The sequence below is a fragment of the Flavobacterium hankyongi genome (genome assembly GCF_036840915.1).
Taxonomy (GTDB): domain Bacteria; phylum Bacteroidota; class Bacteroidia; order Flavobacteriales; family Flavobacteriaceae; genus Flavobacterium; species Flavobacterium hankyongi.
Window position 1 is genome coordinate 2017805 of the sequence record NZ_CP085725.1, and the last position, 12618, is coordinate 2030422.

Genomic DNA, 12618 nt, shown 5'->3' on the forward strand with positions numbered 1-12618 from the left:
ATGAAAAAAATATATTTCTATTTAATGCTATTGGTTGTAATTATGCAAGGTTGCACTGAACCTTATGCCTTACAAACAGAAAATTTTGAAGATATAATTGTTGTAGAAGCAACCTTAACTAATGAATACAAGAATCAAGAAGTTAAGATTTCAAGAACATTTCGCTTAGAAGAAACAGAACCCAAATTTGAAAAAGGTGCTACAGTTTTTGTTACAGATAGTAATGGAACTCAATATGACTTTGTAGAAAGCAACAATGTTTATATTTCCACTAGCAAATTTGAAGCTCAACAAAATGTTAATTACAAGTTGACTGTAATTACATCTGACGGGAAAACTTATAAATCAAGAGATGAAAAAATAACATCTACAACTGAATTGGAAACTATAACACCTAATGTTGGAACAAACTCGACCCTGGGAAATGGAGTTCAAATAATTGCTAATTCAAATGACTCTTCAAATGGTATAAAATATTACAGATATACATATGAAGAGACAAATAAAGTAATTTCTCCTCAATGGAGAGCTTTTATGGGTATTGCTGATGGAGCAACCCCTTCACATCCCAACGGAAGAGTATTTATAGTACCATGGCCTTATGAATCTAAAATTTGTTATACTACTGAAAACTCAAAAGACATTATTTTATACAATACAGCCTTAAATTCAACAAGTAGTAATTCATCATTAATAAGATTTATCAGTGACCAAGATTATAAAATTGCTAATAGATATTCGATCGAAGTAACCCTTCATAATCAAAGCTTAGCAGCATACAATTATTATGACGCTTTAAAAAAATCGTCAACTCAAGGAAATATTTTATCTCAAAATCAGCCAGGTTTTTATTCAGGAAATATAAAAAATATAAACAATCCTAATGAAAAGGTTATTGGCTTTTTCGATGTAACATATGTATCTAAAAAAAGAATATTTTTTAATTTTGAGGATCTATTCCCAGGTCTCTCAAAACCAAATTACCCATACTATTGTCCAGAAATAACAGACTCCAATCAAAATCAATTTAAGCTACTTTTTTGTTTTTGTCCTCCAAGAGATTGTCCAACCATAGTATGTGGTGGAACTGCAATATTACAAGGTTTAAAGTCAAGAACCAAAGCAGTAATTGAATATGAAACAGATATAAGTTATACAATGGTTAATTCACAATGTGTAGATTGTACAACATTTTCATCTAACATAAAGCCGACGTTTTGGGTTGATTAACCTAATAGATTATTATTAAATGAAGAAAATTTATTTCTACTTATTTATATTAATACTTATAGCACAAAGCTGTACAGAACCTTATGCGCTTCAAACAGAGAATTTTGAAAATTTAATAGTCATTGAGGCTTCTATTACAAATCAATTTAAAAAACAAGAAGTAAAAGTATCAAGAACATATCCTTCTGAAAATAACTCTCCTGAGTTTGAAACTGGAGCTACAGTTTTTGTAACAGACAGTAATGGTAATCAGTATTATTTTGTCGAAAATAGTGGTGTTTATGTTTCGGCACAACAATTTCAAGCACAACCAAATATTACATATAAATTAACCGTAATTACTTCAGATGGTAAAACCTATACTTCGAAAGATGAAAAAATAGCATCTACTACCGAATTAGAAACTATTACAACGAGTGTGGGAACAAATGGTAACGAAGGTAATGGAGTTAAAATCATCGCAAATATGGATGATTCGACTGAAGGTATAAAATATTATAGATACACTTATGAAGAAACAAACAAAGTAATCTCTCCCCAGTGGAGAGATTATATGGGTGAAGCAGTTTATTTTTCACCTAGACCGAATTCCCCTCCTTTTGGAGAAGTATTAATTAAACCTTGGCCTTATGAATCCAAGATTTGTTATACAACTGAGAATTCTAAAGATATTATTCAATATAACACATCATTAAGTACAACAAATAATAATTCTTTTCAAGTTAGATTTATTAGTGACCAAAATTATAAAATAGCTCATAGATATAGTATTGAAGTAACCCTTCACAATCAAAGTTTAGCAGCTTACAATTATTATGAGGCCTTAAAAAAATCTTCAACCCAAGGAAATATTTTATCACAAAACCAGCCTGGATTTTATTCTGGAAACATAAAAAACATAAACAATCCTAACGAAAAGATAATTGGTTTTTTTGAAGTTTCTCATATCTCAAAAAAAAGAATATTTTTCAATTTTGAAGATGTGTTCCCTAATCAATCCAAACCGCAATACCCTTATCATTGTCCCGAAATACCTCCTCCAACAAGCCCCGATATTAAAAATTTTCTGTTTTACTTTTATTGGTGCTATCCACCTCCTACTTGCGACCCTCTTGGTAGTGGAGATTATATTTTGTATACTTTGAATAATAAACTTAAAGCTGTTTATGAGTTTGATATAACAGCTCCTATGAATGATATTCCAAATTACACATTAGTCAATTCACAATGCATTGACTGTACAACTTTTTCGTCAAACATAAAACCATCATTTTGGATAGATTAAAATTAATACTTGCACTTTTACTTTTTTCTTTTGCTAAAAACAATCTTTTGGCAAAAAACAATAAAGCATACTCTGAAAAAAACAACGCTATAAAAGAAAATGTTTATATAAGTATAAATTCGAATGTAGCACTAACTGGAGAAAGGTTATATTTTTCACTTATTTGTGTTAAAAACAACAATACATATTCAGATTTAAGCAAAATAGCATATGTTGAATTAATAAATGATTCTAAAGAAGTAGTTAAAAGACAAAAGCTTTCACTTAATGATGGAAAATCTCAAAGTTTCTTTTTTATTCCTTCCGACTTTAAAACAGGTAATTATAAAATTGTAGGTTATACTAACTGGATGTTGGATTCAAATGATATTGAGTTAAATGCAATAAACATAAGCATAATAAACACTTATCAACCTCTACAATTAAAAGAAAAACAATTTCAAAAAGTTAGCATAGACTTAACAAATAACATAATTGACGAAAAAACAAAACTATCATTCCTAAATAAGAAAACATACAGCAAAAGAGAACTTGTAAAATTGTCTATGGACAACCTTATTAAGCTCAACCCATCTTCAAATTATTCATTAAAAGTATACAAAAAAGACAGCTTAACAGATTTTTTTAACCAAAGTACGGGGTTAAAAAATGAGAAAATAAAACTTATTAAAAAAACTACTGAAAAACCTATATCAGAAATCAGAGGTGAAATAATTACTGGCAAAATAACTTCAAAACAAAAAAATATTGATTTAAAAAATATTGATTTAGCTGTTACAATCACAAATAAAACGTCTTTTATAAAAATAATTCAAACCAATCATCTAGGACATTTCGGTTTTTCTATTGAAAACTTATCAGAGAATTCAAACTTGTTAATTCAAATTTTAAATGATGATTATGATAAATATGATATCGAATTAAACACAACTGACTATTTAGATTATTCATCATTACAATTCGAAAGTTTTAATATCAATGCTTCTTTAAACAAAAGCCTTGAAAAAAGATCAATTTCAAATCAAATAGAAAATGCATACATCGAATCAAAAAAAGATTCAATAAAATCAGTTCAAGAATTTAGAGAGTTTTTAAAATTAGACAATATCTATAATTTAGAAGATTATACAAGATTTAAGTCATTAAAAGAAACTCTAAAAGAAATAATTCCGCATGCATATTATAAAAAAATAGGCAAAAAAAACACAATTCAAATATCGGACAACACAAAAGATTACGACTCAAATAGTCCAACTTTAATAATCATTGACGGTATCTACATTCAAGATGCTGATGAATTATTTAACTATAATTTTGATAATGTAAAATCTATTGGTGTAAAAAGAGATGGGTATCTTTTAGGTTCAAAAATTTTTAATGGTATTCTCTGGATAGAAACAATAAGTGGTGATTACGAACCAAACAATAATTTTGTTGTTAAGAAAGAAATTCTAAGACCTAGTCCTGAATTAGTTTATTTCAAACCAGATTATTCTCAAAGCTCTTCATCTAGAATTCCAGATTACAGACTTCAACTTTTATGGATTCCCCGTGTCAAAACTGATGATAAAGAAATCTTCTTTTACACATCAGATCTGGAAGGTGATTATGAAATTGTGATGGAAGAAATAACTTCAACTGGTTTAAGAAAAATTTATACAGATTCATTTGAAGTAAAATAATTTTAAATTTTTTGTAACTTTTTTGCAACTCATTACGTACAACTAACTCACAAACTTAAATTTGGAGAAGAAACTTCATGAGACAACTTAAAATTACAAAACAGGTTACCAATCGTGAAACCGCGTCATTAGACAAGTATTTACAAGAAATTGGTAAGGTTGACCTTATCACTGCAGATGAAGAAGTAGAGTTAGCACAACGAATTAAAGCAGGAGATCAAAGAGCACTTGAAAAATTAACCAAAGCAAATTTACGTTTCGTAGTATCAGTTGCAAAGCAGTATCAAAATCAAGGACTAACACTTCCAGATTTAATTAATGAAGGAAACTTAGGTTTGATTAAAGCTGCACAACGTTTTGATGAAACTCGTGGTTTCAAATTTATTTCGTACGCTGTATGGTGGATTCGTCAATCCATTTTACAAGCTTTGGCAGAACAATCACGTATTGTTCGTTTACCGTTAAACAAAATTGGTTCTATCAATAAAATTAACAAAATGTACGCCTTATTAGAGCAATCTAACGAGCGTGCTCCTTCCGCAGAAGAAATTGCAAAAGAGCTTGATATGACAGTAAATGACGTAAAAGAATCAATGAAAAATTCTGGTCGTCACTTATCAATGGATGCCCCTTTAGTAGAAGGTGAAGATTCAAACTTATATGACGTATTACGTTCTGGTGAATCTCCAAATCCTGATAGAGAATTAATCCATGAGTCGTTGCGTACAGAAATTGAACGTTCTTTAGAAACATTAACTCCACGTGAGGCAGATGTAGTTCGTTTATATTTTGGTTTAGGTGATCAACACCCTATGACACTTGAAGAAATTGGTGAAACTTTTGATTTAACTCGCGAACGTGTTCGTCAGATTAAAGAAAAAGCAATTCGTAGATTAAAACACACTTCAAGAAGTAAAATATTGAAAACTTATCTTGGATAGTTAAAATTTTCTAAAAATTAGTATTTTTACATTATCGTTGAAACTATAATTAGAAAATTATATACAGTAACAACAGTCTAAGACTGTTCGTTTTTTGATTGATGATTGAAACTCCGGCTGATTACCGGAGTTTTGCTTTTTTAAAGCAATCCTCCAGTCTGTTCGGCTTCGCCTCGGGTTTCCGGAGTTTTGCTTTTTAAAGCTTTCAATAAAATAGAGGACTTCAGCAATCGACACCAACAAAATTTTTCAAATAAACAAATACACAAATAAACAAATACACTACTTTTGCACCAACAACACAACAATTTTTTTCAAAAAATGAAAAACACACTTATTGCCCCATCAGTACTTGCTGCTGATTTTGCCAATTTACAACGCGATATTGAAATGATTAATGCCAGTGAGGCAGATTGGTTTCACATTGACATCATGGATGGCGTTTTTGTGCCGAATATTTCTTTTGGAATGCCGGTTTTGGATGCTATCAACAAACACGCAAAAAAAACAATCGATGTCCATTTGATGATTGTCAATCCTGATCGCTATATTTCTACTTTCAAGAAATTAGGCGCTGATGTCTTGACCGTACACTATGAAGCATCAACACACTTACATAGAACTTTGCAAGCTATAAAAGCGGAAGGTATAAAAGCGGGGGTCGCTTTAAATCCACATACGAATGTGTCTTTATTAGAAGATGTAATTAAGGACATTGATTTAGTTTGTATCATGAGTGTGAACCCAGGATTTGGCGGACAATCGTTTATCGAAAACACTTACAAGAAAGTAAAACAACTGAAAGAAATCATTACCAGAAATGGTGCTTCGACCTTAATCGAAATTGATGGCGGTGTGACCAGCAAGAATGCCAAACAACTGGTTGAGGCAGGAGCCGATGTATTAGTAGCGGGAAGTTTCGTTTTTAATGCCGAAAATCCAACGCAAACTATTGCCGATTTAAAGAAATTGACGTCAATATAAGACCTAAAAAAAGCGCTGAAATCAGCGCTTTTTTTATTAAAACTTTATATTACCTGCTATCTGCTGCAAAACGATTTCTGAAATTTTGGCTTGAAATTTAGCATTACTGTTTCTTGCAATCGCGTTGATATAATTCTCTTGGGCATTTCTAAATTCTATTGTGGGAACTGTTCCTATTTTGAATTTATCAAATGTAATTTCCATGTTTCTCTTTGCAATAGCTTCGTTACTTTCTTCCAATTTTGCTAATTCTACATTTGTCAAATACGTTTGAAAGGCCGAAGCTAATTGAGCATTGACCGTTTGCTTTTGTTGTTCAACCATCAAACTTGAATTTTCCACTTGCAACTTGGCTATTTTTTCATTTCTGTTTTGGGAAAATCCATTAAAAATAGGCAACGTTGCTGTAACTCCATAATTCAGTCCTCGGCTTGAAGTTGCCGATGTGAACCCTAAACTACTTTCGGTTTCCACAAAAGTATAACCTGTATTCAACCTAACTGTCGGATACCTATTTCCTTTGGTTTGCTTTAAATCCAATTCGGCAACTCTTTTATTAATAAGAGCTAACTGCAATTGTAGGTTTTGTTTTTCGGTTAGTGTTTTCAATTCTTCCAACTGCAATTTATCATCTACAGTTACTTCTTCAATAACCTGAAAATCGACTGCTAAATCCCTTGCCAAAAGTTCATTTAAACGAATCTTCGTAATCCCGAACTGTTCTTTTTGCTTTAGTAAAACAGACGTATCAGTATTTAAATCAACTTGAGCATTTAACACTTCCAATTTAGCCGCTTTTCCAATTGTAAATCGGTTTTCGGCCGTTTTCAATCTTTGCTTAGAAATTACAATAGTTGTATCTAATGCTTTAATCAGTTGTTGCTGTTGTACCAAATCATAATAAGTGGTCATCACATCACTTACCTTGGTCAGTACCGTTAATTTCAACTGAGTGTCTCCTTGTTTCTCCAACTGTTTCAACTGATCATAACGAGCAAACATTTTCAATCCGTCAAAAATAGTCCAGCCCAAATTCACACCATATTCCAAACGATTGTTTTTAGCATTATCCAATTGCCTCACATCACCATTCGATTGTGTTTGTTTGGAATTTTGAATACTGTTGTTTTTAGTAAGTGAGGCATCAACCTGTGGTAACATTCCAGCATTTCCAATACTATTGTTTACTTTATCTACACTAAGATCATTGGTCGCTATTTTGATATCATAATTATTCTTTAATGCGATTTGCACAGCCTGATCTACAGTTAGAACTTCCTGTGCCATTACTTTAGGAACAAATACAACCAATACTATTTGAAACAAAAACTTCATCATAAAATTATGCCTTTTCATATTGTTCTACATTATCAAATTCTGGTCGGTGTTTTTTTTCTCTTGCCCACATTAAATATATCGCAGGGATAACAAACAATGTCAACATCAAAGAAAATAATGTACCTCCCACAATTACTACTCCCATACCTATTCTACTAGTAGAAGCTGCACCCAAAGACAAAGCAATTGGTAATGCTCCTAATGCTATGGCCAAACTGGTCATTAAAATAGGGCGTAAACGGGATTCGGAAGCTTCTATAATGGCATCATACTTCGATTTTCCTTGTTCCCTTAATTGGTTGGCAAATTCTACAATCAAAATACCGTTTTTGGTCACCAAACCAATTAACATTACCGTTCCAATCTGACTAAAAATATTCCAAGTCTGACCGAATAACCACAACGAGAACAATGCTCCCGCTACTGCCATTGGCACTGTTAAAATAATAATAAACGGATCTATAAAACTTTCAAACTGTGCTGCTAGAATCAAGAAGATTAACAACAACGCCAATCCGAAGGCAAACGAAGTATTGGAGCTACTTTCAACGAAGTCACGAGATTCACCACTTAAATCGGTCGTAAAACTATCGTCTAATACTTTTGCTTTAATTCGTTCCATCGCTTCAATACCGTCTCCGATACTTTTTCCGGGTGCTAAACCGGCTGAAACTGTTGCCGACATGTAACGATTATTGTGATACAATTGCGGCGGACTACTTTGCTCTTCCACATGTACTAAGTTGTCCAGTTGAATCAACTGTCCTTTATCGTTTTTCACAAAAATAGAGGTCAAATCCATGGGTGCGTTACGGTCTTTTTTATCAAACTGACCCATCACTTGGTATTGCTTTCCGTTCATCATGAAATAACCAAAACGTTGACCACTCAGAGAAAGTTGCAATGTTTGCGCCACATCAATAACCGAAACGCCTAAACTTTGCGCTTTTTCCCTGTCGATAGTTATATATACTTCAGGCTTATTGAATTTCAAATTCACATCCGAATTGGAAAATGTAGGATCATTAGATACTTCTTCCATAAACAGCGGAATCTTTTCTTCTAATTTTTTAAAGTTTGGCGCTTGGATTACAAATTGCACTGGCAAACCTCCTCTTCTATTCACGGCAATGGTAGGAGATTCAGAAACCGAAACTTTGGCTTCAGGATATTGCTTAGTCCATTTGGTCAACTTCTCCGTAATTTCTTTTTGCGTTCTCTCTCTTTCATCAGGCTGCACCAATGCTATTCGTGCAAAACCACTATTTACCGAAGACGCTCCAAATCCTGGAGAGGTCACGATCAAACTTACTTTTTTCTCCGGAATTGAATCGTTGATTAACTCTGTCAATTCATTCATAAAACGATCCATATAATCATAGGAAGCCCCTTCAGGAGCAGTCGCTCGAGCGGTTATAAAACTTCGATCATCATAAGGGGCCGTTTCTTTTTGAAGTACATTGAAAAACAAATAAATCAATCCGAAACAAGCGATAAGAATAGGAAAACTCAGCCATTTCTTTTTCATGAAACTCGTTAACGCTTCTGCATAACCTGAGTTCATTTTTTCGAAAATAGGTTCAGTCAAATTATAAAACTTCGATTTCTTTTGTTCACCACCTTTCATTAAATACGCATTCAACATTGGCGTAAGTGTTAACGAAACAAAAGCAGAAATCAATACGGCAGCTCCAATCACCACTCCAAATTCACGGAACAATCTTCCCACGAATCCTTCTAGGAAAATTACTGGTAAGAATACGGCTGCTAACGTAATTGAAATCGAAATTACGGCGAAGAAAATCTCATTCGAACCTTTAATGGCCGCTTCAATAGGCGACATTCCTTCTTCTACTTTTTTGAAAATATTTTCGGTTACAACGATACCATCATCCACCACTAATCCTGTCGCTAAAACAATCGCCAGAAGCGTTAATACATTTACCGAGAATCCACACAAATACATAATAAAAAACGTAGCAATCAAGGAAACCGGAATATCAATTAACGGACGGAAAGCGATTGCCCAATCTCTAAAAAACAAGTAAATAATTAATACTACCAGAATTACAGAAAGCAATAAGGTTTCGGCTACTTCTAGTACCGCTTTCTTAACGAAAACTGTATTATCAATAGCAATATTCAGTTTAAAATCTTTTGGTAAATCCTTTTGTAGTAAATCGTACTGCTCGTAAAACTTCTCGGCGATATCCAAATAATTTGTTCCAGGTTGCGGGATAATCGCCATACCAATCATCGGTTGTCCCGAATCTGACAATTTAGTTTCCAAATTTTCTGCTTCCAAAGCGGCTTTCCCAATATCGCTAAAACGAACAATTTTATCGCCTTCTGCTTTAATAATAATATTATTGAAACCTTCTTCGGTAGAAATATTACCGATGGTTTTAACGGTTAATTCTGTATTGGCTCCAGTCAGTTTCCCTGAAGGCAATTCCACATTTTGTTTGTTCAAAGCACTACGAACATCGGCAACTGTACACCCATAGGAAGCCAATTTGTTAGGATCAATCCATAAACGCATGGCATATTTACGCATTCCCCATATTTGAACGCTACTCACTCCCGGAATGGTTTGCAAACGTTGCGAAAGCACGTTGTCTGCATAATCTGTCAATTCTAAAACGTTTTTGTTGTCACTCTGAACCGTCATGGTGATGATAGGCTCCGAATCGGCATCAGCTTTTGACACTACTGGAGGGGCATCGATATCTTGTGGCAAACTACGCACGGCTTGAGAAACCTTGTCACGAACATCATTGGCCGCTTCTTCCAGATTTTTATCCAAATCGAATTCTATCGTAATGCTACTTCTCCCTTGACTACTAGAAGATGAAATATTACGTATCCCATCGATAGAATTGACTGCTTTTTCTAGCGGTTCTGTAATCTGTGATTCGATGATATCGGCATTAGCTCCTGAATAATTCGTTTGTACCGAAATTTGTGCCGGATCAATAGATGGAAACTCTCTTACACCTAAAAAGGTATAACCAATGATACCGAAAAGAATCAGCATCAGGTTAAGAACGATTGTTAAAACCGGTCTTTTAATACTTAAAGTGGATAAACTCATAGCTATCTTACTTTACATTAACTTTTACAGGAGCATCATCTTTCAAAGTCATCACACCTGTAGTCAAAACTGTATCTCCAACTTTAAGACCTGTTAACACCAAAACGTCTTTATCGGTACGAGCTCCCGTTTCTACCATAATTTCTTTGGCTTTGCCATTAACTGACACAAACACTTTTTTTCCGTTTTGTACTGGAATCAAAGCCTCTGTTGGCACTAATAAGGCATCATTTATGTTATCCAACGGAAATGAAACATTCGCAAAAGTTCCAGGAATTAATTTACCACTTGAATTTTGTGCTACAGCACGCATTTTTAAAGTTCGTGTTGCTTCTTCAATCTCAGGCTCGATTGCATATACTTTTGCGCTATATTTTTCTTTTGAACCCGAAGTAGTAAACGAAAGAGAAGTATTCATTTTCATTTGAGCAGCGTATTTTTCAGGAATTGAAAACGTAATTTTTACCTGACTTGTATTTACTAAGTTTGCTACAACTGTTGTTGGTGTTACATAGCTTCCTTTTGAAATATATCGTAAACCTATTTTCCCTGAAAAAGGTGCTTTTACAGATGTTTTAGCAATTTGTGCTTGAATTAATTGAGTTTGCGCTTGAGCAGAACGGAAATCGGCACTGGCAATGTCATACTCTTCTTGACTAATCGCTTCTTTTTGTAGTAACAGCTTCGCTCTTCTTTCATTTTCAGATGCAAGTGCTTGTTTGGTTCTTGCTTGCGAGAGTTGCGCACGAAGTTCTAAATCATTTATTTTAAATAATTGCTGTCCTTTTGAAACATAACTTCCTTCTTGGAAATTGATACTTTCAACAACACCCGAAACTTCACTTCTGACCTCAATTTGCTCATTAGCCTCAATAGAACCTGTAAGTGATAAGTTATCAGAGAAGACTTGTGGTTTTAAAACAATTCCGGAAACTTTTGAAGGCTTTTTGTCTCCTTCTTTTCCTTTTCCTTTACCATTTTCTTCATTTTTAGCACTGTTTGCAGATATTCTGTAGAAAATCATTCCGCCTAAAACTACTGCCAACAGCAAGTATACAATATGTTTAAATTTCATAATACGTGTGTAATTTTATATCAATCGTGGGATTTATTAACAAAACTACTCGTTATTATTTACTTCTCTAAACGATTAAATTTTATTTAACAATATTTTAGAACAATTACCTTTTTAAGACTCTCTATAATTGATCATTCGTTTTACATTAAGGAATAGCTCTGGAAAGTCATTTTTAAACTTATCAGGTGTCTCAAAGAAGTTTTCAAGTATCACTGCTATAAACTCCAATTCATTAGTAAAAGCGTACTCTCTAAAATACTCTGAATCCCTAATTTTATCTTTATAGTTAGACTTACTAATATCACTTACCAATTTCTGGTAGTTTTCCACATAGATATCATTAGAAACAGAGCTGTTTTTTAAACATTGAAAATGCAAGGTGTGTGAGAACTCGTGAAGCCCCAAGTTTAAATTATCATTAGACACATCAAGACCTTCTTTAAAATGCTTCCACGAAAAAACCAAAGCTTTATATCTAGGATTAAACTCTCCTTTATGGTATAAATCATTCATTTCTGAGTAATAAATATCAGGATACAATATAATTTTATCAAATACAGTATAAATAAACCTTCTCATACCAAAAGTTAATTTTACGGAAGTACTCGCAATTAAAACTTTCATTTCATCTGTAATAACCAAACCACCATTACCCTTAAAATCATATTTCTGTATAAAAACAGCTACTCTGTGTTCGAAATACTTTTTCCTCCTATCTGAAAGCTTTCTGTAGAACGAGTAATTATCACTTATTAGTTTTTTATGCGAATCATTCAGCTTTTTTGGTAAAGGGTAAAAATGTACATAAAAAGGCTTATAAAAGTATTTTGCAAAGAGATATTCTAAGAAATTGAATGCGTAGATAAAAACAATCAAAAAAAGAACTGAAATAAAAATTATAAATATCCAAACACCTTGTTCCTGATTTTGATTCATAATTGAATTATTTTCCTTTGTATGATTTCAAAAGATTACTTAACAAAAAA

9 protein-coding genes are annotated in these 12618 nt (G+C 32.9%); 5 read left to right on the forward strand and 4 right to left on the reverse strand.

Going from position 1 to position 12618, the window contains the following annotated elements:
• The 5 genes from LJY17_RS09390 to rpe all read left to right on the forward strand — a co-directional run bounded on the left by LJY17_RS09390 (position 1) and on the right by rpe (position 6122).
• Positions 1–1230: a DUF4249 domain-containing protein gene (locus tag LJY17_RS09390; protein WP_264543573.1), complete on the forward strand. Its 1230-nt coding sequence runs from the start codon at positions 1–3 to the stop codon at positions 1228–1230.
• Between the two features lie 19 nt (positions 1231–1249).
• A complete protein-coding gene (locus LJY17_RS09395; RefSeq protein WP_264543574.1) occupies positions 1250–2515 on the forward strand; it encodes a DUF4249 domain-containing protein in 1266 nt (421 codons plus the stop codon).
• A 47-nt stretch (positions 2516–2562) separates the two neighbouring features.
• Positions 2563–4197 carry a hypothetical protein gene (locus LJY17_RS09400; protein WP_264543575.1) on the forward strand — a complete coding sequence of 545 codons (1635 nt, stop codon included), beginning with the start codon at positions 2563–2565 and terminating at the stop codon, positions 4195–4197.
• 77 nt (positions 4198–4274) lie between these two features.
• Entirely contained in the window at positions 4275–5138 is an 864-nt protein-coding gene (locus LJY17_RS09405; RefSeq protein WP_026711939.1) for a sigma-70 family RNA polymerase sigma factor, read from the forward strand.
• A gap of 321 nt (positions 5139–5459) precedes the next feature.
• Entirely contained in the window at positions 5460–6122 is a 663-nt protein-coding gene (gene rpe / locus LJY17_RS09410; RefSeq protein WP_264543576.1) for a ribulose-phosphate 3-epimerase, read from the forward strand.
• A gap of 36 nt (positions 6123–6158) precedes the next feature.
• On the opposite strand, the gene LJY17_RS09415 is transcribed toward rpe, so the two are convergent.
• From LJY17_RS09415 to LJY17_RS09430, 4 genes are all read right to left on the reverse strand, one after another.
• Complete coding sequence (locus LJY17_RS09415) at positions 6159–7478, reverse strand: TolC family protein (RefSeq protein WP_338441195.1); 1320 nt, start codon at positions 7476–7478, stop codon at positions 6159–6161.
• Complete coding sequence (locus LJY17_RS09420) at positions 7465–10554, reverse strand: efflux RND transporter permease subunit (RefSeq protein ID WP_264543577.1); 3090 nt, start codon at positions 10552–10554, stop codon at positions 7465–7467. Before LJY17_RS09420 ends, LJY17_RS09415 begins: the two co-directional genes overlap by 14 nt.
• Before the next feature lie 7 nt (positions 10555–10561).
• Positions 10562–11629 carry an efflux RND transporter periplasmic adaptor subunit gene (locus LJY17_RS09425; RefSeq protein WP_264543578.1) on the reverse strand — a complete coding sequence of 356 codons (1068 nt, stop codon included), beginning with the start codon at positions 11627–11629 and terminating at the stop codon, positions 10562–10564.
• A gap of 114 nt (positions 11630–11743) precedes the next feature.
• The gene (locus LJY17_RS09430) at positions 11744–12568 is read right to left on the reverse strand and encodes a zinc-dependent peptidase (protein ID WP_264543579.1); all 825 of its coding nucleotides are present in this window, start codon (positions 12566–12568) and stop codon (positions 11744–11746) included.
• Between the last annotated feature and the right edge of the window lie 50 nt (positions 12569–12618).